Genomic DNA, 25,743 nt, shown 5'->3' on the forward strand with positions numbered 1-25,743 from the left:
GGACACCTCATGCGCGACCGCGTTCTCATCCTATCGGTATTGATCGTTGCTTCCTGCGGTTTGGGCTATGAGCTCATCAGCAGCGCGCTGGCCAGCTATTTACTGGGGGATTCCATCCTTCAGTTCTCGTCCGTCATCGGCTGCTATTTGTTCGCGATGGGCATCGGTTCGTGGTTGTCAAAATATGTAAAAGACGAAGACGTTTTGAATCGGTTCATCGACGTCGAACTGCTTGTCGCGCTGTTGGGCGGCGTGTCCGCCGCCGTCTTGTTCCTGGTGTTCGCCTGGCTGTCCGCCCCCTTTCGCGCGGCCTTGTATGTGGGCGTGTTCGTTATCGGCCTGATGGTCGGCATGGAAATTCCGCTGGTGATGCGCGTGTTCAACCAGCGCAAGGCCGAATTCCGCGAGATCGTCAGCCGCGTGCTGACCTTTGACTACCTGGGCGCGCTGGCCGTCTCCCTGATCTTCCCGCTGCTGCTCGCCCCCAAGCTGGGCCTGCTGCGCACGAGCTTTCTGTTCGGCATCCTGAACGCCAGCGTCGCGCTGTGGACGACGTGGCTGTTTCGCGCCGAGGTCCGCCGGCCCGGCGAGAAAGCCATCCGCGCCTGCGTGGTGATCGGCTTTCTGGCGCTGGGCTTCATCTATTCCACCGCAATGACGGCCTGGGCGGAAAAGGGTTTGTACGGCGACGACGTGGTGCACGCCGAAACCACGCCGTATCAGCGGCTGGTGGTCACGCGCTGGCATGACGACCTGCGCCTGTACATCAACAACAACCTGCAATTCTCGTCGCGCGACGAACATCGTTATCACGAGTCGCTGGTGCATCCGGGTTTGCAGACGCTGCCCTGGGCGCGCAACGTGCTGGTGCTGGGCGGCGGCGACGGGCTGGCGGTGCGCGAAATCCTCAAATACAAGAACATCGAACACGTGACGCTGGTGGATCTGGACCCGGCGATGACGGGCTTGTTCTCGCGCTCGGAACCGCTGGTGGCGTTGAACCAGGGCGCGCTCAAAGACCCGCGCGTCACCGTCATCAACGACGACGCCGGCCGCTGGCTGGAAACGCACGCCGAGGTCTATGACTTCATCGTTGTGGATTTTCCGGACCCGTCCAACTTCGGCCTGGGCCGCTTGTACTCGGTGCCGGTCTACCACCTGATGGCGCGCCACCTGGCCGAAAACGGCTACATGGTGATCCAGTCGACGTCGCCCTACTTCGCGCCGCGTTCGTTCTGGAGCGTGGACGCCACGTTGAAGGAAGCGGGCCTGAACACCTGGCCGTACCACACCTATGTGCCGTCGTTTGGCGACTGGGGTTTCATTCTGGCCAGCAAGCGGCGCGACTACACGCCGCCTGACAAGATCACCGTGCCAACGCGCTATCTCGACCCGGCCACCACGCGCGAACTGTTCCACTTCCCCGCCGATATGCCGGCGCTGGCGATGCCGCCCAACCGCTTGAATGAGCAGTCGCTCGTGCGCTATTTCGACGAGGACTGGCGCAAGGTTATCCGCTGATGCGCCGCCGCAGCTTCCTGCTGGGCGCGGCCACGGCAGCGGCCGCCGGCACCGCGGGCTGGTACCGGTCGCGCATCGTCGAGACCCCGGCCAGCGTTCACTACCCGGGCATGCAAGCCGGACACGCCTTGCGCGATGGCGCGGCGTTGCCCGCGCCGTCGGCCCACTATGCACACCAAGTCGCCATCCTGGGCGCAGGGGTGGCCGGCCTGTCATGCGCGTGGAAGCTCGCGCGCGAAGGCTTTACCGATTTCGTGGTGGTGCAAGGCCCGGAATTCGCAGGCAATGCGGCGGCGGGCAAGCGCGATGAGCTGGACTATCCGCTGGGCGCGCACTACCTGCCGCTGCCTTCAATGGCGTCTACCCATGTGCGTGAAATGCTCGCCGACTTCGGCATCATCGAACGCGGCGCGGGTGACGTGCGCCCGACGTACGACGAAGCCATGCTCGTCCATTCGCCGCAGGAACGGCTGCTGCGCAACGGGCGTTGGGAAGAAGGCCTGCTGCCCATGACCGGGCTGCCGGACGAAGACGTGGCGCAGCATCACCGCTTTCTGGCGCTGATCGACCGGCTGCACACGCAGGTGGGCAACGATGGCCGCAAGGTGTTCAGCATTCCGCTTGTGCTGTCATCGCACGACCCGGCGTGGCGCGCGCTGGACGCCATCCCCTTCAAGCAATGGCTGTCGCGCGAGGGCTATACCTCGCCCGCGCTGCACTGGTATCTGAACTACTGCTGCCGCGATGATTACGGCGCGCAGTACGACGTGGTTTCGGCCTGGGCCGGCCTGCACTACTTCGCCAGCCGCGACGGCCACGCCGCCAACGCCGGCGAAGGCGCGGTGCTGACGTGGCCGGGCGGGCTGGCGGTGCTGGCCGAGCGCATGCGCGACGCCATCACCCAGAAGCTGGGACACAGCCGCTGGCTGATTCCGGGTACTGCGGTGCGCGTGGACGACACGCCCGCCGGCCCGCGCGTGACGTGCATCACGGGTACGCAGGGCGCGGCCAGCCCCGCCGCCAGCCCCGCCGCCAGCCCCGCCGCCAACCCCACCGCCTACACGCTGCAAACCCGGCGCACCGTCTGCGCCATGCCCTTGTTCGTGGCGCAGCGCATCCTGCCCGACATCCGCGCCTACGGTTACGACCCGGCCATACACACGTCGTCGCACGCGCCGTGGCTGGTGTCCAATTTCGTGTTGGAAGGCTATCCGCTGGAAGCGCCCGGCGAACCGCTGTCGTGGGACAACGTCGTCTACCAAGGCCGGGCGTTGGGCTATGTCGTGTCTACCCATCAGCTGCTGCGCGTTGCGCGCTCACCGCGCACGGTGTTCACCGCGTATCACGCGCTAAGCGGGCAAGCGCCGCAAGCCGCACGGCAATGGCTCAGCACGGCAAGCCCCGAGGCCTTGCGCGACGAGGCGGCGGCTGATCTTGTTGCCGCTTACGGCAGCGAGTTCTGGCGCAACGCGCGGCAATTGGACATCACCGTGCGCGGCCACGCCATGGCCTCGCCGCTGTGCGGTTATTTATCCAACGCGGGCTTGGCCGCGCTGCGCGAAGTCGATGGCCCGGTGCTGTTCGCGCATGCGGACCTATCGGGCTATTCCGTATTCGAAGAAGCGTCGTGGTGGGGTGTCGTGGCGGCGGGCCGCATCCTGGGGCAAAAGCCGGCCACTTGACGGGGCATGCCAAAGCTGGCGGCGCGTCCCCAGGAAGCCCCCCCCATGCATGCCGACACTACGGGCCGGCACTACGGGCCGACACTACGGACCGGCACTACGGGCCGGCACTACGGGCCAGCACTACGGCCCGGCACGCTGAGCCCGCAGCAATACGCGACGCCAACACGCCGCTGCAATACAATCCCCGGCCTTGACGCTTCGAATAAAAAACCATGGGAAAGCACGTCATTGTTCTGGGCGCGGGCATCGTCGGTGTCTGCTGCGCGTTGGAGCTGTTGCGCCGTGGCGCCACGGTCACCTTGGTCGACAAGCGGGAACCGGGCATGGAGACGTCAATGGGCAACGCGGGCGTGCTGGCGCGCAGCTCGCTGATGCCGTTTAACCACCCGGGCTTGTGGCCGCAACTGCCCCGGCTGCTGAAAAACAATACCGTCCAATTCCGCTATCGCCCCGCTTTCCTGGCAAAGCATCTGGGCTGGGCGGCGCGCTTTCTGCTCAACGCCCGGCCCGCCGTCTTCCGCGAAACCGTCAACGCGCTGGACGGGCTGATCCGGCTGTCGGCCCCTGAACACCTGAAGCTGCTGGACGAGGCCGGCGCGCGCCATCGCCTGCGCGATACGGGCTGGGTGTTCCTGTACCGCAACGAGGCCGCGTGGCAGGGCAGCGAGCTGGCGCGCAAGACCTTTGCGCAATACCAGGTGCCCACCCAGACGCTCAGCCCCGCCGAGCTTGCCCAGATGGAACCGGCGCTTGCGCCCATCTTCCATCGCGCCTTGTGGATTCAAGGGTCGTACTCGGTGGATGATCCGCATGCGGTGGTGGCCGCGTACGCCGGCCTGTTCCTTCAAGCGGGCGGCACGCTCAAGGGCATGACGGCCACCGCCCTGCGCCGCGACGGCCAGCGCTGGACGGTGCAAGGCGCGCAAGACTCGGAATCGCTATCCGCGGATCAGGTGGTGGTGGCGCTGGGCCCGTGGTCCAAGACGCTGCTGAACACCACCGGCATCGACTTGCCCATGGCGTTTGAACGCGGCTATCACATGCATTACCGCGGCGCGGACGGCGCGCGCGTCAGCCGGCCGGTGTATGACACGGGTGGCGGCTATGTGTTGTCGCCCATGGCGCGCGGGCTGCGTTTGACCACCGGCGTCGAACTGGATGCCTGCGACGCGGCCCCTCGGCCCGTGCAGTTGGAGCTGGCGGAACAGCGTGCGCGCGAAGCCTTTCCGTTAGGCGAACGGCTGGATGCCGCCCCTTGGCTGGGCCGCCGCCCCACCCTGCCCGACAGCCGCCCGATGATTGGCGAAGCGCCCCGCCATCCCGGCCTGTGGCTGGCGCTGGGGCATCAGCACATCGGCTTCAGCACCGCGCCTGGCAGCGCGAAACTGCTGGCGGAATTGATGATCGATGGCCGCGCTACGGCCTTGCACCACGCGTTCCGCCCCGGCCGCTTTTTGTAAATTGCCCGGCTGCTTTGTGTAAATTGCGCGGGCTGCCGGCTCAAAAGCCGGTCAGCCCGGGGGCAATATTCAACCCAGCAGCAACGCGTCGTCCGACAGCTTTTCACCGCGCACGCGTTCGAACATTTGCAGCAGGTCAGGCACGTCCATGCCGCGGCGCTCGTCGCCCGACACATCCAGCACCACCTGGCCCTGATGCAGCATGACCGTGCGGTCGCCCACGTCCAGCGCCTGACGCATGCTGTGCGTGACCATCATCGTCGTCAGCTGGTTTTCGGCGACGATGCGCGCCGTCAGCTGCAACACGAAATCTGCCGTGCGCGGGTCCAAGGCGGCGGTGTGCTCGTCCAGCAGCAGGATGCGCGAAGGCTGCAACGCCGCCATCAGCAAGCTCACCGCCTGACGCTGGCCGCCTGAGAGCAGGCCGATGCGGTCGGTCAGCCGGTTTTCCAGGCCCAGGCCCAAGGTGGCCAGACGTTCGCGAAAGCCATCTTTCATTGACGCCTTCACCGCGCGGCCAAAGCCGCGCCGCACGCCGCGCATCTGCGCCAGCGCCATGTTTTCTTCAATGGTCAGGTCTTCGCAGGTGCCGGCCATGGGGTCCTGGAACACGCGGGCCACGCGGCCCGCGCGCGCCCACACGGGCTGGCGCGTGACGTCCACGCCATTGATGTCGATGCGGCCGGAATCAATCGGCAGGTCGCCCGATACGGCGTTCAGGAACGTGGACTTGCCCGCGCCGTTGGAACCGATCACGGTCACGAACTGGCCCGACGGAATTTCCAGCGACAGGCCGCGCAACGCGCGGGTTTCGATGGGCGTTCCCGCGTTGAAGGTAATTTTCAGATCTTTTGCGGACAACATATCAGCGCCCCTTCTTGCCGACCAGGCGGCGCTTGAGCATCGGAATGACCAGGGCGACCGTGACCAGCACCGCGGTAACGAGGTTCAGGTCTTGCGCCTTCAGGCCGATGAAATCGCTATTCAACGCCAGCGCGATGAAGAAGCGGTAAACGATGGCGCCGATGATGACGGCGAGTGTCGCCAGCACCAGTTTGCGCGACGGCAGAATGCTTTCGCCGACGATCACCGCGGCCAGGCCGATCACGATGGTGCCGATGCCCATCGAAATATCAGAGCCGCCTTGCGTCTGCGCAAAGAGCGCGCCCGCCAGGGCAACCAGCGCGTTCGACAGCGCCATGCCGCCCAGAATCATGCGGCCCGTGTTCACGCCTTGCGCACGGGCCATGCGGCCATTGGAACCGGTGGCGCGCACGGCCAGCCCGGTCTGCGTGGCGAAGAACCAGTCCAGCGCCAGCTTGGCCAGAATCACAATCACAATCAGGATCAGCGGACGCGCGACGTAATCGGAAATCCAGCCCGGCTGCAAAATGGTGAACACCGTGGGTTCGGTGATCAGCGGAACGTTGGGCTTGCCCATGATGCGCAGGTTGACCGAGTACAGCGCAATCATCATCAGGATGCTGGCCAGCAGATCCATGATCTTCAGCTTCACGTTCAGCCAGCCCGTGACCAGCCCTGCGGCCGCGCCGGCGAAGGTGGCGATGATGGTGGCCGAAAACGGATCGGTGCCAGACGCGATCAGCGTGGCACAGACGGCGCCGCCCAGCGGGAAGCTGCCGTCAACGGTCAGGTCGGGGAAGCGCAGCAGGCGAAAGGAGATAAACACGCCCAAGGCCACCAGGCTGAAGATCAGCCCGATCTCCAACGCGCCTAACAACGAGAACAATGACATGGGTTAAATCCAATCAGGGTAAGGATGGTGCATATTAAAGACTTGAAACGTCGGGTTTCTTGCGTTTGGGGGTCAGTTTTACCCCAGCTTTCGCAACAAACGTTTCCCGGCGCGCCATTTTCGCTTTTTTTCTGCCAAAGCGCCGCCACGCCTGCGGACAGGGCCGCAAGCGCAGGTGGTCAAACGCGTCGGTGAAAAAAAACCCCGCGCACACCTAGCCGGCATGGCGGGGTTGGTGCGGCGCCGTTTTACTTCACAACCACGGCGGCCGACTTGATGATGGCGTCAGACAAGGTCACGCCTTGCTTGGCGGCGGCGCCCGGGTTCACGTAGAGCTCAAGCTTGGAGACCACTTCCGACGGGATGGCGCCGGGCTTTTCGCCCTTCAGGATGCGCACCACCACTTTGCCCGTCTGCACGCCCAGGTCGCGGTAGTTGATGCCCAGCGCAGCGATGCCGCCGCGCTTGACGCTGTCGGTGTCCGAGGCGATCAGCGGAATCTTGGCGTCGTTGCCCACCTTCACCAGCGATTCATACGCCGACACAACGTTGTTGTCGGTGTTGGTGTAGATGACGTCGACCTTGCCGATCAGGCTGCGCGCGGCAGAGGCCACGTCAACCGAACGCGGGGCGGCGGCTTCCACCAGGCTCATGCCCGACTTCGGCAGAATTTCCTGGAGCTTCTTCACGACCACCACCGAGTTGGCTTCGCCCGGGTTGTAGACGATGCCCACGCGCTTGGCGTTGGGAACGATTTTCTTGATGAGGTCAACCTGCTTGTCCAGCGCCAGCAGGTCGGACACGCCGGTCACGTTGGTGCCCGAGGCGTCCATGCTGGCCACCAGTTGGGCGGCAACGGGATCGGTCACGGCGGAATACACCACCGGCACATCCTTCGTGGCGGCCACCACCGCCTGGGCCGACGGCGTTGCGATGGCGACGATGGCGTCAGGGCGGTCGCCGACGAACTTGCGGGCGATCTGTGCGGCGGTGCCGTTGTTGCCCTGCGCGCTTTGGTATTGCCACTTCAGGTTCTTGCCGGGTTCATAGCCGGCTTGCTTCAGCGCGTCTTGCACGCCGTCGCGCACGGCATCCAGCGCCGGGTGCTCGACGATGGCGGTCACCGCCACCGATTTCTGCTGCGCGGACACCGGCGCGGCGATAGCCATTGCCAGCGCCATGGCGCCAGCCGTCAGAAAATGTTTTTTTCCGATCAGCATTACTTTGCTCCTTGAACCCTTGGTATATGTTCGTCGGGTATTTGTTCGTGGTTACGGCGGCGCCGGCGGCTTCCCGACGGCTTACGCTCGCCGTAAAGCCGTATAGTCTAACTTGCCGCCACGCAAAAGAATTTGGGGGGAATCCCTGAAATGGTGCATGCCGGAAGTGGCGCGCCCCACGCCGGGGCACGCGGCGCCAATATACTAAATCCGCGCGGCCGCCCTTGCCCCAAGGCCGGCCGCCGTATCCAAAGGCCACATCATGATCAAACGCGCATTGGGCCGTTCCGGCCTGCAAATTCCCCCCCTCACGTTCGGCGGCAACGTCTTTGGCTGGACCGTTGACGAGGCCGGCACGTACTCATTGCTGGACGCGCTGGTGGACGCCGGGCTGAACTTCATCGACACCGCCGACGTGTACTCGCGATGGGTGCCCGGCAACCAGGGCGGTGAATCCGAAACGCTGATCGGCAAATGGTTAAAGCGCTCTGGCAAGCGCGACCGCGTCATGATCGCCACGAAGGTCGGCATGGAAATGGGCCCGGACGCCAAAGGCCTGGCGCCTGCCTACATCCGCCGCTCGCTGGACGCATCGCTGGCCCGGCTGCAAACGGATTACGTGGACCTGTACCAGTCGCACAAGGATGATCCCGACACCCCGCTGACCGACACGCTGGCCGAATACGCCAAGCACATCGAGTCGGGCAAGGTGCGCGCCATTGGCGCGTCAAACTACACGGCGGTGCGCCTGTCGGAAGCGCTGATCACCGCCGAACGCCATGACCTGCCGCGCTACGAAAGCATCCAGCCGGAATACAACCTGTACAGCCGCGAGCCCTTTGAATCCGGCCTGCAAAGCCTGGTGAAGACGCAGCAGATGGGCACCATCAACTACTACGCGCTGGCCAGCGGCTTTCTCAGCGGCAAGTACCGCAGCGCCGCCGACGTCAGCAAGAGCGCGCGCGGCCAGAAGATTGTGGACACGTATCTGAACGAGCGCGGCTTTCGCATTCTGAAGGCGCTGGACGAGGTCTCGGAAGACGCCGGCTGCACGCCTGCACAGGCGGCGCTTGCCTGGCAGATTGCGCAGCCCGGCATCACGTCGCCCATCGTCAGCGCAACGTCTATCGCCCAGCTTGACGAACTGGTCAAGGCCGCCAGCCTGACGCTGACGCGTGACCAGTTGGCCAAGCTCAGCCAGGCGAGCGACTGGCGATAACGCCTGGGCTAAAAGCGCTGCGTCAGCGTGAGCAGCGCGGTGCGGCCTTCGCCATAGAAGACCGAGTTGTAAAAGCCCATCGAGCGGTAGTACTTCTTGTCGGCCAGGTTGCGCACATTCAGCTGCAACTGCGTCTTGTCCGTGAAGTTGATCTGCGCCATCAGATCAAACAGCGCGTAGGGCTTTTGCACGATCGAACCGGACGTCAGCCCGTAGTACGTCTGTGCGCTGGTCTGGCTTTGCCAGCGCACGCCGCCGCCCACCGTCACCTTGTTCAACGCGCCAGGCAGGCGGTATGCGGTGCTCAGCTTCAGCAGCTGTTCGGGCTGGGTCGTCTGCACCTTCTTGCCGTTGTTGTCCTTGGACTGGCGATACGTATAGCCCAGGAAAACATTCCAGCCCGGCATCACTTCGCCCGCCACTTCGGCTTCGAAGCCGCGCGTGCGCGTGCCGTCCAGGATGTAGTACCAGCCGTCGTCGTGCGCATAGTCGTAGCCGCCGTACTCGGCCACGTCCTTCTGGTCGGTCTGGAACACGGCAACGGATGCGTTGACGCGGCCATCCAGATACGCCGCCTTCAGGCCCATCTCGTAGTTGTGGCCATAGGCCGGGCCGGCCATGTCCCACGTCTGCGTTTTCACCATCTGCGGCTGGAAGATGTTGGTGTAGCTGGCGTAGGCGGTGTAGGTGTCGTTCAGGTCATACGTCACGCCCACATACGGGGTGACCTCGGAGTACGTGTGCGAATAGCCCGTCACGCCCCCGCTGGTTTCGGTGGATTCCCAACGCGTCCAGCGCGCGCCGGTCAGCAGATGCAGCCGCTCAGTCAGGCCCAGGCGCAGCGTGCCGTAGATGCCCGTCTGCTTGTTGCGGTTGGTTTGCGACAGCGCCAGGATGTCCCAGTTGGGCGCGGGCCAATCGCCCGTCCAGTGGTGCACGTCAGGGATGGGATAGGTGTCCTGGTCTGTCGTGTCCCAGCTCTGGTTCCAGGCCTTGATGTCGGAATGCGAGAAGCCCACGTTGAACTGATGCTGCCGGCCAAACGCGTCGAAGCCGCCGTCCATCGAGCCGCCTACCACGTTCTGGTCGCTGCCGCCCACGAATTTGCGCAGCAATGGCGGCGTGGAAAAGCCATCGATGGTGACGGGCACGTCTGACGTGAACAGCAGCGGCGCGTCGAACTTGTTTTCCAGGCGCGTGAACGACAGGCGCGCGTTCCAGCCATTGGCAAAGCCGTGGTCCAGCTGCGCGAAATACTCGTGCGAGTCCGTGTCCCAGCGCGACCACTTCGCGCCCATGGCCTGGCCCTTGGGCCAATCGATGGGTTTGCCGTCGGCATCGAGCGCGGGCAGCCCGCCCCAACTGATGCCGCTGGGCCGCGTGCGTTGCACCGACGCGCCCAGGCTGACCGTGGTGGCGTCGGCAATGTCCGCTTCGACAATGCCGTAGAGCACGTCGCGCTTTTTCTTGTAGAGGTCCATCGTGTCGCCCCGCCGTTCTTTCGCGCCGACGATGCGCCCGCGCACCGAGCCTGATTCATTGAACGGCGTGGACAAATCCACTTCGCCACGATAGGTGTCTTCGGTGCCGGCCGACAGCTTGATGTCGCCCTGAAATTCGCGGGTGGGACGCTTGCGGATGAAGTTGACCGAGCCGCCGGGGTTGCCCGTGCCGCTCATCAGGCCGGTCGCGCCGCGGATGATTTCCACGTGGTCGTAGATGACCGGGTCCAGGTTGCCATCGCCGAATTGGTAGATGCCGTTCAGCGGCTTGACGACACCGTCGAACTGGAACGTGTCCATGGAAAAGCCGCGCGAGTAATAGGTCAGGCGCTCGGACTCCGCCTGCTGCACATTCATGCCGGTGGCGTTTTCCATGACGTCGCGCACGGACGTGATGGAACGGTCGTCCATTTGCTGGCGCGTCAGCACGCTGGTGGATTGCGGGGTTTCACGTTGCGACAGCACCAGGCCGTTGGCCGACCGCATCCAGTCTGCCGTGTATTCGCCGGTGCCTTCGGTGGTGGCGCCTGCGCCCAGCACCACCACGGGCGCCAACTGCGTGGCCTGCGCGCCACCCACGCGCTGCAATTGGTAGTCGCCATCGGCGCGGCGCAACACTTCCAGGCCCGTGCCTGCCAACAAGGCCGCAAAGCCCTGGTCGACGTCATAGCCGCCTTGCAGGCCGGCCGTCTCCATGCCTGAAGTCAGCGCCGGGTCGAACGACAGCAGCACCTGCGTCTGCTGGGCAAAGCTGGACAACGCAGCGCCGAGTGCGCCGGCCGGTATGGTCACGGAATGGCGGATGGTATTGGCGGCGCGCGCTTGCGCCTGCGCCGTCGTGGGCGACAGCGCAGCGCCCGCCATGGCGGCCAGCACCAGCGCGGCAAACGCCTTCATGCGCAGGCCCGCCGGCGCGGCGCAATGAGAGGGGAAAAACGGCAGAGACATTTCGTTGGGTTCCAGGCGAAGAGAATCGAGGCTTCACCCGTATGCCAATCGAGAATGCAAAAGTGACAGGGCCGCGCAGAAAATTATTGGAATCACCCTCGCGGGCGGATCGTTACCCAGTAGCGCGTGAACCGATCGACGCGCACAGGCAGCGCACGTTCGACGGCGGCCAGGATGCGGTCGGTGTCGCCCAGCGGGTACGAGCCCGAGATGCGCAAGCCCGCCACGGCCGGGTCGCACACGAGCCTGCCCGGCCGATGCCGGCTGAGCGCGTCAACGAAGGCATCTAGCCGCATCGCGTCGGCGTACAGCGCGCCTTGCACCCAGTCGTCCGCGTGCGGCGCGGGGCGCGCGGCTTGTACCGCGCGGGCATCGAAGTGCGTGCCGGCGCCGGCGTCCACCACGCGCGCCGCGCCCGCGCCGCCTGAGACCGGTGCGATTCTGACTGCGCCCTCGGTCACCGCCACCCAGGCCTCGTCGCCCAACAAGCGCACGACAAAGCGCGTGCCGAGCGCGGTGATGCGGCCCAGGGGCGTGGCCACCACCAAGGGCCGCGCAGGCGCGTGCAGGTCGGGGTGGGACGCGATGTGCACTTCGCCCCGGCGCAACACAATCTGGCGTTGCACGGCGTCAAAGCGCACGTCGGCCGCGCTGTCCGTGTTCAGGCTCAGCACGGTGCCATCGGCCAGCGTGGCGACGCGCCCTTCGCCCACTGACGTGGTGAAGTCGGCGCTCCAGGCGCGCCACGGCAAACCCGCCGCCGCCAGCCCGCCCGCTCCCAGCACCAGCGACAAGGCCTTCAGCGCCTGACGCCGGCCGCGGGAGGGCGTGCGGTCCAGCGCCGCCAGACCGGCTTGGGGGTCCACCTGACCGAATTGGCGTCCCAACATTTCCACGCGTTCCCATGCCAGGCGATGCAAGGGGTCGGCGTCGATCCAGCGGCGACAGGCCGCGCCGTCGGCCGGCGTGGCCTCTTCGGCGCCCAGGCGCACAAACCAGTTGCTGGCTTCGCGGATGACGGCGGGCGGTAATTCCACCCGCCCCGTGGCGCGCGCGCTCACCACGCCGCCAGGCAATGCTGCATGGCGCGCGCCAGATACTGGCGCACCGAGCTCACCGACACCGCCATGCGTTCGGCGATCTCGCCGTGGCGCAGCCCTTCCAGCTGCGACAGCAGAAACGCCTTGCGCACCTTGGCGGGCAAGCCGTCAAGCAGCCGGTCGATTTCCAGCAGCGCTTCCAATGCCAGGGCGCGCCGTTCGGGTGACGGCGCGTGCGCGTCCTCAACCAGCGCCAGGCTGTCCAGATACGCACGTTCGATATCGCGGCGGCGAAACAGATTCACCATCAAGCCGTGCGCAATGGTCGTCAGATACGCGCGCGGCTCGCGCAGGGCGCGCGTGTCGTCCTCGCGGACCAGCACTTTCAGATAGGTGTCGTGGGTCAGGTCGGCCGCATCGAATGGGCAGCCCGTCTTCCTGCGCAGCCAGTCGCGCAGCCAGGATTGATGCTGGATGTAGAGCCCTTCGATGGGGGCAGGCGTACCGCTTGGATTCATGGCGTTCGACGGACCGGAATGCAGATTTACTAATGATAACGATTATCAATAGTAATCTGAATCCGGCCCGGCAAACACATCAATCCAGCTTCACTCCGGAATCCTTGACGACTTTCGCCCAGCGATCCACCTCGCTATCGACGAACTTACCGAAGTCTGCGCCCGTCAATGTCGGCACCGCGGAACCGTTGCCGGCCCAGGTTTCCTTGATCTTCGGCGCGTTCAAGGCCTTGGTGATTTCCACCGCCATCTTGTCGACCGCTTCCTTCGGCGTGCCGGCCGGCGCCCAGATGGCGTACCAGGTCGACACGACGTAGTTCGGCACGCCCGCTTCGGCGGCGGTGGGCACGTCGGGCAACGAAGCCGAGCGTTCGGTCGCGGCCACGGCCAAGGGCTTGATGACGCCCGCGCGTATATGGCCTGACGACGACCCCAGCCCGTCGAACGCCAGATCCACCTGGCCGCCGATCAGCGCCGACAACATAGGCCCTGCCCCCTGATATGGCACATCAACTAACTTGATGCCGGTCTGCATGGCAAACAACTCGCCCGCCAGGTGGTGCGTGCTGCCTTTGCCGGCCGTGCCGTAGTTGATTTCGCCCGGGTGCTTCTTGGCGTAGTCGATGAATTCCTGCAAGGTCTTGACCGGCAGCTTGCTGGCGTTGATAACCACCACCTGCGGCGGCTGCGCCACCAGCGCAACGGGCACGAAGTCCTTCTGGATGTTGTAGTTCAGGCTTTTGTACAGCGACGGGGCCAACGCGTGATGCGCGCCGCCCATGAAGAAGGTGTAGCCGTCGGGCCGGGCCTTGGCGGCCACGCCCGCGCCCACCGTGCCGCCTGCGCCGCCCTTGTTGTCGATCACCACCGTCTGGCCAAGCTGCATGGTCAGTTGCTGGGCCAGCGGACGGGCAAAGGTATCCGTGCCGCCGCCTGCGGGGAACGGAACGATCAGCGTGATGGGGCGCTCAGGCCATTGCGCGGCGGCCACACCGCCAACACTCAGGGCTGCCACGGCGAATACGGCTGCGGCGGTCGTGCGAACTCTCATAGTGTCTCCTCTTGCTGCATCATGGGGACGGCGCGGTTATGTGCGTCTCGTCTCTTGGATTTTTTATGGAATGAAGCTGCCAGGACTGCGTTCACATTGAATGGGGATGATCTCCTTGGGATAAAAAAATGCCGGCCCCTGGGGACCGGCATCCTCGCCTGGCGTCAAAGCGCCTTGTACGTTTCGCGCAGCACGTTCTTCTGCACCTTGCCCATGGTGTTGCGCGGCAGTTCGCCAACGATGTGCACGCGCTTGGGCACCTTGAAGTTCGCAATGCGTGACTTGAGCTCAAGCTGCATCGCCGCCGCATCCAGCGACACGCCGTTCTTGGGCACCACCACCGCCACCACCGCTTCGCCGAAGTCGGCGTGCGGCACGCCGATCACCGCCGATTCCGCCACGCCGGGCATGTCGTCGATCAGCGTTTCGATCTCTTTGGGGTAGACGTTGAAGCCGCCCGAGATGATCAAGTCCTTGCTGCGGCCCACGATGGACAGATAATCGGCCGGCACGTCGCGGCCGGCCGATACGCCGCCCCAGCGGCCGACGTCGCCCGTCTTGAACCAGCCGTCTTCGGTGAATTCTTCGCGGGTCTTTTCCGGCATGCGCCAATAGCCCGAGAACACATTGGGGCCGCGCACCTGCACGTTGCCGATTTCACCCGGCGCCAAGGCGATGCCCGCATCATCCACCACGCGCACCTGCACGCCCGGCAGCGCGCGGCCGACAGTGCCGGCCAAACGCTCGCCCAGCTTGGCGTCGTAGGGGTTGGACGTCAGCATGACGGTTTCGCTCATGCCGTAGCGTTCCAGAATGGCGTGGCCGCTGCGCTGTTCGAAGTCAGTAAACGTTTCGGCCAGCAACGGCGCCGATCCCGAAATGAACAGGCGCATCTTCGCGCACACGTCGCGGGTAAAGCGCGGGTCGGCCAAGAGGCGCACGTAATACGTCGGCACGCCCATCATCACCGTGCTTTGCGGCAGGTAATGCAGCGCTTGATCCGCGTCCAGCTTGGGCAGCCAGATCATCTTGGCGCCGGCAAGCAGCGCGCCGTGCGAGGCCACGAACAAGCCGTGCACATGGAAGATGGGCAGCATGTGCAGCAGCACATCGTCTTCGCGCCAGCCCCAGTATTCATGCAGCACCTGCGCGTTGGCGGCCAGGTTGCCGTGCGACAGCATGGCGCCCTTGCTGCGGCCGGTGGTGCCGGACGTGTACAGAATGGCGGCCAGGTCATCGGCCTGGCGCACTACGGTCTTGAAGGTTTGCGGCAGGCTGCCCGCGGCTTCCAGCAAGGTGCCGGTGCGGTCTTCATCCAGCGTGTAGACGTGCGCGCAGCCCGCTTTGTCGGCGGCGCGTTGCACCCAGTCGCGGTTCTTGCTGGCGCACACCACCACGGCCGGCTCGGCATTGCCCAGGAAGTATTCGATTTCGGCTTCGCGATACGCCGTGTTCAGCGGCAGGTACACCAGCCCAGCGCGCAACGTGGCCAGATACAGCAGCAGCGCTTCGGGCGATTTTTCCACCTGCACCGCCACGCGCGAGCCGTCGGGCAAGTCCAGCGAGGTCAGCAGGTTGGCCAGGCACGCGGTGGCGCGGTCGATGTCATCCCAGGTGTATTGCAGGTCGGGCGTTTCCAGCGCGACTTTGCTGCGGTCCTTGGGAAAGCCGCCTTGCAGGACGGCATAGAGGTTGGCGTTGCTCACCTTGGTCAGTCTCCGGAAAAGGAAGGGTCTACGCCGGCCAGGAAAGCGCGCACGCCTTCCTTGTGGTCCCGGCTGTCGGCATAGGAGAAATAATCTTGATATTCGGCTTCGGTCAAGGCGCCGCCTTGGGCGAGCCTTGCGGACAAGCGTTTATTGATACGGGCGGCGATTGGCGCGCCCTGGGCGATGCGCTCGGCGCTGCGGCGGGCGGCATCGGCCACCTGCTCATCCGGCACGATGCGCGTCAACAGGCCCAGCGCTTGCGCTTCTTCCGCGCCGAACACGCGGCCTTCAAGCAGGATGGCGAGCGTGGCGGCGCGCCCGGCCAGCGCCAACAGGCCGCGCATTTCGTCAGGCGCCATGGGAAAGCCCAGCCGGTTGATCGGCACGCCAAAGCGGGCGGATGCGCCGGCAATGCGCAGGTCGCACTGGCTGGCGATTTCCAGCCCGCCGCCCACGCACACGCCTTCAATCTGAGCAATGACAGGGTGCGGGCATTGCGCCACGGCTTGCAGCGCGGGCGCCAGGATGTCGCGGTGATAGCGCTGCACGCCGGCCATGTCGGCGCGCTGCTGCGGGAATTCGCGGATGTCCGCGCCCGCGGCAAAATTGCCGCCTTCGCCGCGCACGATCACGCAGCGCAGGCTGTCATCCGCGGCCAGCTGCGTGAACACGTCGCGCAGTTGCCCCCACATGCCTACCGTGATGGCGTTCAGCCGCCCCGGGTGCGATAGCGTCACCCAAGCAAAGCCCCCGTCACGTTCCAGCCGCACACGGCCGGCGTCGTCTTCCTTCATGTCCCCTGCCCTTCTTATGGATGGATGGCGCCGTGTATCCGGCGTTCAGGCCACGCGTCCCACGCTCCGGCTCACCTGGGGCTTGCCTTCGCCTAGACGCGCCAGGTTGGTGTCGAGCTCGTCCAGGTCATACAGGTAATTGACCATCAGCGCGCACGACTGCTTCAGGCCCTTGGGCGAAGTGTCCGCCGCCCAGTTCAGGCGTTCGATGCGCGCGCCGTTGCCCAAGTGAAAGCGCGCCACGGCGTCCACCGGCAAGCCGTTCTTCATGGATTGCAGATACGCTGCCGCCAGCTTGAAGCCCGCGCGCTTGACGACATCAGACGCCTTGCCCTGCGCGGCCGTGGCCAGGCGGGCGACCCAGCGCTGGCCGTCCGGCACGCCTTCGCGCTTGCGGTCTTTGGCGCGCGACTTGTCTTCGCGCACGATGGCTTCCACGGCGTCGGCATCCAGCTTGCTCAGCCAATCCGAGAACCCGGGAATCGGCGACAAGGTCGCAAACGCCTTCAGCTTGGGCAACTCTTCCAGCAGTTGCTCCACCACGCGTTTGAGCAGGAAATTGCCAAAGCTGATGCCCTTCAAGCCCGGCTGCGTATTCGAAATGGAATAGAAGATGGCCCAGCGCGCCTTGTCCAGATCCTGCGGCGGCAGCGTGCTGTCCAGCAGCACCTGCACGTTATCGGCCATCTGGCTGGCGAAGGCGACTTCCACGAAAATCAGCGGCACGCCCGGCATTTGCGGATGGAAGTACGCATAGCAGCGGCGGTCGGGCGACACGCGGCGGCGCAGGTCATCCCAGGATTTGATCTCGTGCACGGCTTCGTACAGGATCAGCTTTTCCAACAGCGACGCGGGCGAATCCCACGTCAGCGGACGCAGCTCCAGCAGGCCCACGTCGAACCACGCCGACAGCAGCGCTTCCAGTTCCTTGTCCAGCCCCTGAATGCCGGACACCTGCTTGCGCCAGCGCACCATGTCGGCGCGCAGTTCCACCAGGAAGCGCAGGCCCTGCGGCAAGCCGTTGAATCGCTTGAAAAGACGCGTGCCTTCGCCGCCGTCGCCGGCATACGTTGCGCGCACCTGCGCCAAGGCGGCCAGCATCAGCCGGCGGTCTTTGCCGTCGGCGGCGCTGTATTGCTCGCACCAGCGGCGCGCCAGCTTGTTGGCGGCGACGTCGGTCAGGCGCGCTTCGAACAGGCGCCGGACTTCGGATTCGCTGGGCAGGCGGCCGCGTTCCCACAACCGGCCCAGCCGCGTCATCAGGCTGGCGCTTTCGGCCGCCGTTGCGGCGTCAATCAGTTCGGCCTCGGGCTCAGGCGTGCGTGCGCCCCGCGCGGGCGCGAGATTGGCGGGGTCGGACATGGGCGGGCTCCTGGATAACGATGGGATCGGATAACGCCGGATCGGCGGCGTCTTCATTGGCCAACACGCGCAGCGCTTCCAGCTGCCGCATCAGATGAGTGTGGGCAAGCGCCTGCGCGGCGTCGCTGTCATGCGCCTTCAGCGCTTCGAAAATGGCCAGGTGTTCGGTGCAGGATTGTTGGATGCGCCCGGGGCGCGCCAGGCTGCGGTGGCGCGACAGGCTGAGCACCTTGCGCAGATTGCCAACCATATCAGACAACCATTGGTTGCCGGCCAGCGCCTGCACGGCTTCATGGATCAGGTAGTTGGTTTGGTAGTAGGCGTCGATGCGGCCGGCCTGGGCGTGGCCCGCCAGCTCGGCGTGCAGCGGCTCCAGCGCCGCGAGTTCCGCGTCGGTGGCCTTGCGGGCGGCCTCGAAGGCGCAGCGCCCTTCCAGCATGGCCATCAGCGGGAAGATGTCTTCCAGGTCTTGCGTGGACAGCTCATTGACGAAGCAGCCGCGGCGCGGTTCCAGCCGCACCAGCCCTTCGGTGGCCAGCACCTTCAGGGCCTCGCGCAGCGGCGTGCGCGAAATACCCATTTCGCCCGCCAGCCGAAGCTCGTCGATCCATTCGCCATTGCTTAACGCTCGCGCATGGATCATGGCGCGCAGGCGATCCGCGACTTCCAGGTACAGGGCTTGACGGACGATGGGTTGGCTCATGGATGAACGGCTTGAACTACGCCGTAATTCATAATTATGAATAAGGCCATGATAGAGCCCGCCACGGAAAAAGGTAAACCCCCTTCCGCCCCCGTACCTACCCTAATAGGGAAACACGCCCGGCAGAACGCCGGGCGATCGCCTTAGAAATGCAGCACGCCGTCCACGGCGTGACTGGTCAGCGCCCGCGCCCAGCGTCGCGCCGGCAAGCCGTACTTCGATTCCACCACCTCGGCCCGCGCCAGCAGATCCGCCGGGGTCACGGCCAGACGCGGCCCGGAGAATGCCAGCACGATCTGGTTGCCCGCGTCGACCTCGGGCAGCAGCACCACGCGGTCGTCAAAGGCCTTGGACAGGTTGTCGATGTTCTTGCCAAAGCTCTCGTGGCGGCCGAACAGGTTCACGGCCAGCACGCCGACGTCGCCCAACACGCGGCGGCAATCGCGGTAGAACTTCACGCTGTCGCGCACCGGCCCTTGGGCGGCCGCGTCGTACAAGTCCACCATCAACACCGGGCAACGCCCCGCGTTCATGGGGTCGGCCACCCAGGCGCCTGCGTCCGCGTGCTCGACCTCGAGTCGGTTGGCCCCCGGCAGCCGGAAGAACATGTGGCAGGCCGCCGTCACGCGCGGGTTCCACTCCACCGCCAGCAAAGGGCTGCGCGTGTGCTTGACGCAGAACCGCACGAGCGACCCCGCGCCCAGGCCCAGCATGCCGATGGCGCCTTCCTTGGGCGGCTCCAGAAACAGCAGCCAGGCCATCATCTGGCCGGTGTATTCCAGCACCAGTTCCGACGGGTTCTTGATGCGCATGGCGCCCTGGACCCATTCGGTGTTGAAGTGCAAATAGCGCACGCCGTCCACTTCGGACAGCGTCGGCTGATCAAGTTCAGAGGGGAAGTTCGATTTATGCATGGCGGGATTGTAGGGCGGACGCCGCGCGGCGTCAGGCGCGGCGGCCCCGCTTACGCCGCTACTGCCGCGCCGCCTTCCCAGATTCGTTCCAACAGTTCCGTGCACGACGCCTCGGCATGCAGCGCCGCCGCCAGCCGCAGCACGCGCTTCAGATACAGATGCGCATCGCATTCCCACGTGATGCCCATGGCGCCGTGGGTCTGGATGGCGTTTTGCACGGTGCGGCGGCCGCCTTCCACCGCCAGCAGCGGCACATAGAGCGCATCGAGATCCGCGTTTTCGGAACCGGCGTCGTGCGACGCCACCGCAGCCATGCCGGCCAGCCGGGCATCATCCAGCGCCATCCAGTCGTCCGCCAGCCGATGCTTGATGGCCTGGTTGGCGCCGATGGCGCGGTCGAATTGCCGGCGTTCCCGGGCGTAGTCCGCCGCCATATCCAGGGCCGCCGTAGCCGCGCCCAACAGTTCGGCCGAACGCAGCAGCGTCAGCCGGGTTCGCAAGCGGCGCGCGGTTTCCGCGCCAATGGGCAGTTCGATGCGATCCAGCACGTCGGGCCGCGCGGCCACCGCCACCGGCATCGTCGGGTCCAACCCTGCCAAGCCGCCAACGGGCGCGTAGCGTTCCAGCAGCAAGGCGTTCGGCCCCGTGCAGCGTACGGACAACGCCGACACCCCCTCGCCCGCGCCTTCGATGAAGATCGACCCATCGGGGCGTACCGACGCGTCCGCAAAATAGCGGTCGCCCTGCATCACTTCACGCGCCCATTGCGCCGCCAGCCCGTTGATGCCCGCATCCAAGAGCGTAGGCAGCACGACCATGTTGGCCGCCAGCGGCAGGCTAAGCAGATGACGGCCAGCCGCCTCAGCCACCACCCACGCGTCGGACAAACCCAGACCCAGACCCATCCCCAAGCCATCCTGTCCGGCGGAGGCCAACAGCGCCGGCCAGCCTTGCTCGGCCAGCTCGCGCCATTGCGCCAGACGTTCAGCGTGCGTGCGCTCCGCCGCTTGCCGCGCCCATGACAGCGGATGGCGTTCCGACAAATAGCGGTGCGCCGCGTCTTGCAGCATGCGCTGGTCTTCAGTCAGCAGAAAAGTCATGGTGATGTGCGTAGGGGTTTCAGATCGGGTTTCAAAGCTTGGGCAAGCCCAGCATCTGCTCGGCAATGATGTTGCGCTGGATCTCGGAGGTGCCCGCCAGAATGGTCTCGGCGCGCGACCACAGGTAGGCGTGCGTCAGCGTGGCGGCCTGCTCGTCGGCGCCGTCGGTCAGGCAGGCGGATTCGCCCAGCAGCTGCATCGACAATTCCAGCAAGCGCTGATGCGCTTCGCTCCAGTGAATCTTGGTGGACGAACCCTCAGGCCCGGGCGGATCGCCCCGCATGGCGCCCGCCAACGCGCGCTGCGACTTCAACGCCAGCACATGGCTGTCCGCCGCCAGCCTTGCCCACTTGTGGCGCACCGAAGCGGACGAGGCCGGCACATGACCATAGGCGTCGGGGCGCAGCGCCAACTGGCGCACCGTGCCGAGCTCTTGCGCAAAGCGCACCAGACGCGGGATGAAGTAGGTGCCGCGTTCAAAACTGGCCGCCGCCATCGCCACCTTCCAGCCCTGGTTCTGTTCCCCCAGCAGCAAGTCCTGCGGCACGAAGACATTTTCGAAGAACACTTCGCAGAACTCGGCCTCGCCCGTGATCTGGCGGATGGGCTCAACCCGCACGCCGGGGCTGCGCATGTCTACCAACAAGAAGCTCAAGCCTTTGTGCTTGGGCGCTTGCGGATCGGTGCGCGCCAACACGAAGCACCACTGCGCGCGGTCGGCGAACGAGGTCCATATCTTGTGGCCGTTCAGCCGGTAGCCGCCGTCAACGGGCTCGGCGCGGGTGCGCACGGATGCCAGATCGGACCCCGCGCCCGGTTCCGAATAGCCCTGGCACCAGACTTCGCGGTTGGACAGAATGCCGGGCAGGAAGCGGGCCTTTTGCGCGTCGGTGCCAAAGTGCAGCAAGGTCGGCGCCAGGATGCCGTGGCCAATCAGGTTCACGCCCAGCGGCGCGCCAGCGCGCGCGTGCTCTTCATGGAACACGGCTTGGCGAGACAGCGGCAAAGCCTGTCCGCCGTGCGCCTTGGGCCAGCCCAAGCCCGACCACCCGTTGGCGCACAAGGTGTCTTCCCAGGCGCGGCGAAAGTCCAGGTCGCGCGGGGCCGCGCCGCCCGGCCAGTCCCGGGCGAACCGGGCATAGGCCGAGGCCAGCCACGCGCGCAACGACAGCCGAAATGCGGCGTCGTCAGGCGTTGCGCTATCGCACGCGGGGTTGCCTATGGGGATGCATGCGGGGATGCATGCGGGGTTGCACGCGGGGTTGCCTGCGGGGTCGCCTGCGGGGTTGCGTGCGGATTGCACTTCACTCATTCCTGCTACTCCAGGCGAATATTCGACTCGCGCGCCACCTTGGCCCACGTAGTCACGTCCTGCCGGATGAAGGCGGCAAACGTCTTGGGGTCGCTGCCGATGATGTCCAGCCCCAGCCCCACAAACTGCGCCTTCACATCGGGCTGCTCCAGAATCTGCGCCAGGTTCTGGTAGAGCTTGTCGATCACCGGTTGCGGCGTGCGGGCCGGCGCCACCAGGCCCAGCCACGGCATCGCGGAATAGCCCGGCAGGCCCGAGCCCGCCACCGTGGGCAGATCCGGCACAGAGGCCGACGGCCGCGTTGTGGTGACCGCCAGCGCGCGCAACTTGCCGTCCTTGACGAAGGGGCCGGACGAGGCCCAGGCATCGAACATCACCTGGATGCGCCCGGCCACCAGGTCATTGAGCGCGGGCGCGCTGCCCTTGTACGGAATGTGCGCCATCTGCACGCCCGCCATGCTGTTGAAGAGTTCGGCCTCTAAATGCGTGGAGCTGCCCGTGCCCACCGAGCCATAGCTGACCTTGCCCGGGTTCGCCTTCAGGTAGGCGATGAGTTCGCCCACGTTCTTGGCCGGAATCGACGGATGCACTTCCAGCACGTGCACCACCGACGCCACCTGGCTGACCGGCGCGAAGTCCTTGATAGGGTCGTAATTGACCTTGGCGTAGATGCTGGGCGCAATCCCCAGCGACGAGGCCGCCATCAGCAGCGTGTAGCCATCGGGCTCGGCGCGCGACACATAATCAGACGCGATCATCGTGCCGCCGCCCGGCTTGTTTTCGACGATGACCGTCTGGCCCAGCTTCGCCGTCAGCCGCTCGGCCAGCAGCCGGCTCATGATGTCGGCCGCGCCGCCCGGTGAAAACGGCACCACGATGCGCACGGGCCGGCTGGGATACGGGTCCTGGGCGTACGACGGGTTCGCGACGCCAATGCAGGCCAGCGCGACGCCGGCCAATAGTCTCTTCATCATGCTTGTCTCCTCCTGGGGATGCGCTGCGCGGGTTGCGCGATGGCGCTACGGGGTTGTGGGCAGGATCAGGGCGTCCAGTACCGCAACGCCTTGTCCCGCCTCTTTGATCAGCAACGGGTTCACTTCAATTTCCGCCACGTGGGCGGGCGCGGCAAGCAGCGCATTGCCAATTGCCACAATGCTGCGGCACGCCGCCGCCAGATCGGCGCGGGGCTTGCCCCGATAACCGTCCAGCAGCGCAAACGCCTTGAGTTCATGCAGCATCTGCAAGGCGATGTGCTCGTCCACCGGCAGCAAGCGATGGCTGGTGTCTTGATAGATCTCGGTCAGCACGCCGCCCAGGCCCACGGTCAGCACGGGCCCAAAGACGGGGTCGCGCGTGGCGCCCACGATCAGCTCTGCCACGCCGCGTTCCATCTTCTGCACCATCACGCCGTCGATGCGAGCGCCCGGCTGCGCTTGCGCAGCGGCTTGGCGCACCCGATCGAACGCGGCGCGCACGGCGTCGTCGCCGGACAGCCCCAAGGCCACGCCGCCCGCTTCCGTCTTGTGCGCGATGTCGGCGCTTAGAATTTTCAAGGCCACGGGGTAGCCGGCTGCTTGCGCCTGGGCCACGGCTTCATCGGCATCGCGGGCGCAATGCACACGCGCCTGCGGCAAGCCAAACGCCGCAACGTAGGCGCGCGCGTCGGCTTCGTTGCAGGGCAACGGCGGCGCTGGCATGGCCTTAAGCGGCGGCATCGGCGCAATGCGCGGCTTCCCACGCGCCTCGCACCACAACAGATACGGCGCCAGCGCGGACACGGCCAGGCCCAGGTCATCGAACACGGCCACTTCGGCCTCGCGCAAGGCGGCGCGGCTTTGCGCAAGCCCCGTGTCGACGGCGATGAACAGGCGTTGATGCTGGCGCGAGGCCTCGGCCAGCGCATCCGCCATGCGGTCGAGCATGTAGCCGGGCGCATAGACGACGACTGCGTCAATCGCGTCGGTGGTGGCCAGCGCCTGCAACACCGTGCGCACAAAGTCGGGGTCGTTGACGACATTGCCGGTCACGTCCACCGGGTTGCCCACCATGCCGTAATCGGGAATACCGCCGCGCAACACGGCTTGCAAGGCCTCGGGCAGATCAGGCAAGTCCAGCCCTGCGCCGATGAATTTATCGGCCAGGATGGCGCCCAATGCGCCCGACATCGTCAGCACCGCCACGCGTTTGCCCGCGCTGCGATGGCGCAGCGTGGCCAGGCTGGCCAGGTGCGCCATCTGGGCGAAGTCCGATGCCTCGATCACATTCAATTGCCGGAACGCCGCCGCGTACACGCGCCGGTCGCCCGCCAGCGCAGACGTATGCGAACGCACGGCTTGCGCGCCCTTGTCCGTATTGCCGGCCTTCAATGCAATCAGCAGTTTCCCTTGGCGTTCAAGCTCGCGGCAGGCGCGCACAAAGCGTTCGCCATCGCGCAGTTGCTCGATGTAGCCCAACACGATTTCCGTCTGCGGGTCGGCCGCCAGATATTCCAGATACTGCGAAAAATCCAGGCACGCTTCGTTGCCCGTATTGATGAAGTGCGAGAACGGCAAATCCAGCTTGCGCGCGATGGCGTACACCGCTGCGCACACATTGCCGCTTTGCGTCAGCAGGCTGACCACGCCCGGCCTGCTCTGGGCAGGCGCGGTCTTGAAGACAGACGCAAACGCCGTGTGCGCCTGCGTGTTCAGGTTGGCAAAGCCCATGCAGTTGGGGCCGGCCACCGCCATGCCGCTATCCGCCACGAAGGCTTCCAGTTCGTCTTGCAAACGCTGGCCCTCGCCGCCCGCTTCCGCGAAGCCGGCGGCGTACACGATGGCCGCGCGCACGCCCTTGGCGTGGCAGCGGCGCAGCATGGGCGTGACTTCTGCCGCCGCAATCGCCAGCACTGCCAGGTCCACGGGTTCCGGGACGGCTTCGATGTTGGGCCAGCAGCGCTTGCCGAACACTTCCTGGTACTTGGGGTTCACGGGATAGATCCCGCCCGCGTAGCCAAAGCGCGTCAACAATTCCAGCGGCATGCCGCCGATGCGCCCCGCGTTGGCGCTGGCGCCGATCATGGCGATAGACCCCGGATTCAGCAGACAATCCAGCGCGGCCCTCATGCCGTTTCGCCCTTCTTGTTGCGCTGAATGGCTTGCGCCAGACCGCGCTCTCGCACCGCTTGAAACTCTTCGCTCAGGTGCGACAGCTGGTGCGTGTCGAAGTGCGCCGACAACGCCGTGCGGAAACCCTGCGCATCGGCCGTGCGGTTCAGCGACCGCTTGATCAGCCGCAGCCCAAACGGCGGGGCCTGCGCAATGCGGCGAGCCAGCGCCAAGGTGGCTTCATCCAGTTCGGCTTCCGGCACCACGCGGTTCACCATGCCGATGCGCAAGGCTTCCTGCGCGTCGACCTTCTCGCCGGTGTAGAGCATTTCCTTGGCCTTGCGCAGCCCCATCACCCAGGGATGGATCAGCACTTCGGTGGCGGCGGCCGCCAGCGTGTGGCCCACCGGATCAGAGAAATACGCGGTGTCTGAGCAGACCACCAGGTCGCACATATTGGCGATCATGAAGCCGCCCGCCACGCAGGCGCCTTGCACCTGGGCGATGGTGGGTTTCGGGAAATCCCAAATGCGCAGGCAGTAGCCGTAGTAACGGCGCGACTCATAGTCCCAGCGTTCTTCCACGGTGAAGTCGGCACGCTTGGCCTGCGCTTCCTTCAGGTCATGGCCCGCCGAGAAGTGCGCACCGCGCCCGGCCAGCACCACGACCCGCACGGCATCGTCTTGCTCGGCGCGCGTCAGGGCGTCATCCAGTTCGTCCAGCATCTGCTGGCTTTGGGCGTTGCGCGCAGATTCGCGCGCCAGGCTGATGCGGCATACCGAGTCGAGCCGTTCGACGGCCAGGGTGGCGTATTCCATAGTCTCCTCAACGCTTGCTATGCCC

The 25,743-nt window shown here is 65.6% G+C and carries 21 protein-coding genes; 4 read left to right on the top strand and 17 right to left on the bottom strand.

Annotated features, from left to right (window positions below; translation table 11 throughout):
• The first annotated feature begins 9 nt into the window (after window positions 1-9).
• From ACFZAI_RS24110 to ACFZAI_RS24120, 3 genes are all read left to right on the top strand, one after another.
• Window positions 10-1,521 (top strand): polyamine aminopropyltransferase, encoded by a 1,512-nt coding sequence (locus tag ACFZAI_RS24110; protein ID WP_391569295.1) that lies wholly within the window; start codon window positions 10-12, stop codon window positions 1,519-1,521.
• Complete coding sequence (locus ACFZAI_RS24115) at window positions 1,521-3,203, top strand: NAD(P)-binding protein (protein ID WP_391569296.1); 1,683 nt, start codon at window positions 1,521-1,523, stop codon at window positions 3,201-3,203. Before ACFZAI_RS24110 ends, ACFZAI_RS24115 begins: the two co-directional genes overlap by 1 nt.
• A gap of 215 nt (window positions 3,204-3,418) precedes the next feature.
• Complete coding sequence (locus tag ACFZAI_RS24120) at window positions 3,419-4,666, top strand: NAD(P)/FAD-dependent oxidoreductase (RefSeq protein WP_391569297.1); 1,248 nt, start codon at window positions 3,419-3,421, stop codon at window positions 4,664-4,666.
• A 69-nt stretch (window positions 4,667-4,735) separates the two neighbouring features.
• On the opposite strand, the gene ACFZAI_RS24125 is transcribed toward ACFZAI_RS24120, so the two are convergent.
• The 3 genes from ACFZAI_RS24125 to ACFZAI_RS24135 form a co-directional block, all read right to left on the bottom strand.
• A complete protein-coding gene (locus ACFZAI_RS24125; RefSeq protein WP_391569298.1) occupies window positions 4,736-5,530 on the bottom strand; it encodes an ABC transporter ATP-binding protein in 795 nt (264 codons plus the stop codon).
• Between the two features lies 1 nt (window position 5,531).
• Window positions 5,532-6,422, bottom strand: coding sequence for an ABC transporter permease (locus ACFZAI_RS24130; RefSeq protein ID WP_391569299.1), 891 nt, complete (start codon window positions 6,420-6,422; stop codon window positions 5,532-5,534).
• Window positions 6,423-6,670: 248 nt separating this feature from the next.
• Entirely contained in the window at window positions 6,671-7,642 is a 972-nt protein-coding gene (locus tag ACFZAI_RS24135) for an ABC transporter substrate-binding protein (protein WP_391569300.1), read from the bottom strand.
• Window positions 7,643-7,904: 262 nt separating this feature from the next.
• Here ACFZAI_RS24135 and ACFZAI_RS24140 point away from each other — a divergent pair, with 262 nt between their 5' ends.
• Window positions 7,905-8,861, top strand: coding sequence for an aldo/keto reductase (locus tag ACFZAI_RS24140; RefSeq protein ID WP_054426452.1), 957 nt, complete (start codon window positions 7,905-7,907; stop codon window positions 8,859-8,861).
• An 8-nt stretch (window positions 8,862-8,869) separates the two neighbouring features.
• Here the strand turns inward: ACFZAI_RS24140 and ACFZAI_RS24145 are convergent, their stop codons facing one another.
• From ACFZAI_RS24145 to ACFZAI_RS24210, 14 genes are all read right to left on the bottom strand, one after another.
• Window positions 8,870-11,311 carry a TonB-dependent siderophore receptor gene (locus ACFZAI_RS24145; RefSeq protein WP_391569301.1) on the bottom strand — a complete coding sequence of 814 codons (2,442 nt, stop codon included), beginning with the start codon at window positions 11,309-11,311 and terminating at the stop codon, window positions 8,870-8,872.
• A 92-nt stretch (window positions 11,312-11,403) separates the two neighbouring features.
• The gene (locus ACFZAI_RS24150) at window positions 11,404-12,372 is read right to left on the bottom strand and encodes a FecR domain-containing protein (protein ID WP_391569302.1); all 969 of its coding nucleotides are present in this window, start codon (window positions 12,370-12,372) and stop codon (window positions 11,404-11,406) included.
• Window positions 12,369-12,869 (bottom strand): sigma-70 family RNA polymerase sigma factor, encoded by a 501-nt coding sequence (locus ACFZAI_RS24155; protein WP_391569303.1) that lies wholly within the window; start codon window positions 12,867-12,869, stop codon window positions 12,369-12,371. The genes ACFZAI_RS24150 and ACFZAI_RS24155 overlap by 4 nt, the downstream gene beginning before the upstream one ends.
• Window positions 12,870-12,948: 79 nt before the next feature.
• The gene (locus ACFZAI_RS24160) at window positions 12,949-13,920 is read right to left on the bottom strand and encodes a Bug family tripartite tricarboxylate transporter substrate binding protein (RefSeq protein WP_391569304.1); all 972 of its coding nucleotides are present in this window, start codon (window positions 13,918-13,920) and stop codon (window positions 12,949-12,951) included.
• Window positions 13,921-14,084: 164 nt separating this feature from the next.
• On the bottom strand, window positions 14,085-15,626 hold the full coding sequence (locus ACFZAI_RS24165; RefSeq protein WP_391569305.1) for a malonyl-CoA synthase: 1,542 nt from the start codon (window positions 15,624-15,626) through the stop codon (window positions 14,085-14,087).
• A 5-nt stretch (window positions 15,627-15,631) separates the two neighbouring features.
• Window positions 15,632-16,423, bottom strand: coding sequence for an enoyl-CoA hydratase/isomerase family protein (locus ACFZAI_RS24170; protein ID WP_391569306.1), 792 nt, complete (start codon window positions 16,421-16,423; stop codon window positions 15,632-15,634).
• Window positions 16,424-16,468: 45 nt separating this feature from the next.
• A complete protein-coding gene (locus tag ACFZAI_RS24175; RefSeq protein WP_391569307.1) occupies window positions 16,469-17,785 on the bottom strand; it encodes a malonyl-CoA decarboxylase domain-containing protein in 1,317 nt (438 codons plus the stop codon).
• Window positions 17,736-18,488 (bottom strand): GntR family transcriptional regulator, encoded by a 753-nt coding sequence (locus ACFZAI_RS24180; protein WP_391569308.1) that lies wholly within the window; start codon window positions 18,486-18,488, stop codon window positions 17,736-17,738. The genes ACFZAI_RS24175 and ACFZAI_RS24180 overlap by 50 nt, the downstream gene beginning before the upstream one ends.
• 143 nt (window positions 18,489-18,631) lie before the next feature.
• Entirely contained in the window at window positions 18,632-19,402 is a 771-nt protein-coding gene (locus tag ACFZAI_RS24185) for a spermidine synthase (RefSeq protein ID WP_391569309.1), read from the bottom strand.
• A gap of 50 nt (window positions 19,403-19,452) precedes the next feature.
• On the bottom strand, window positions 19,453-20,502 hold the full coding sequence (locus ACFZAI_RS24190) for an acyl-CoA dehydrogenase family protein (RefSeq protein ID WP_391569310.1): 1,050 nt from the start codon (window positions 20,500-20,502) through the stop codon (window positions 19,453-19,455).
• A 31-nt stretch (window positions 20,503-20,533) separates the two neighbouring features.
• On the bottom strand, window positions 20,534-21,814 hold the full coding sequence (locus tag ACFZAI_RS24195) for an acyl-CoA dehydrogenase family protein (protein WP_391569311.1): 1,281 nt from the start codon (window positions 21,812-21,814) through the stop codon (window positions 20,534-20,536).
• A gap of 5 nt (window positions 21,815-21,819) precedes the next feature.
• Window positions 21,820-22,788 carry a tripartite tricarboxylate transporter substrate binding protein gene (locus ACFZAI_RS24200; RefSeq protein ID WP_175171340.1) on the bottom strand — a complete coding sequence of 323 codons (969 nt, stop codon included), beginning with the start codon at window positions 22,786-22,788 and terminating at the stop codon, window positions 21,820-21,822.
• Between the two features lie 45 nt (window positions 22,789-22,833).
• Entirely contained in the window at window positions 22,834-24,918 is a 2,085-nt protein-coding gene (locus tag ACFZAI_RS24205) for an acetate--CoA ligase family protein (protein ID WP_391569312.1), read from the bottom strand.
• Window positions 24,915-25,718: an enoyl-CoA hydratase gene (locus ACFZAI_RS24210; protein WP_391569313.1), complete on the bottom strand. Its 804-nt coding sequence runs from the start codon at window positions 25,716-25,718 to the stop codon at window positions 24,915-24,917. Before ACFZAI_RS24210 ends, ACFZAI_RS24205 begins: the two co-directional genes overlap by 4 nt.
• Window positions 25,719-25,743: the final 25 nt, after the last annotated feature.

This window comes from Achromobacter sp. NPDC008082 (assembly GCF_042957345.1).
Classification (GTDB): Bacteria; Pseudomonadota; Gammaproteobacteria; order Burkholderiales; family Burkholderiaceae_B; genus Achromobacter; species Achromobacter kerstersii_A.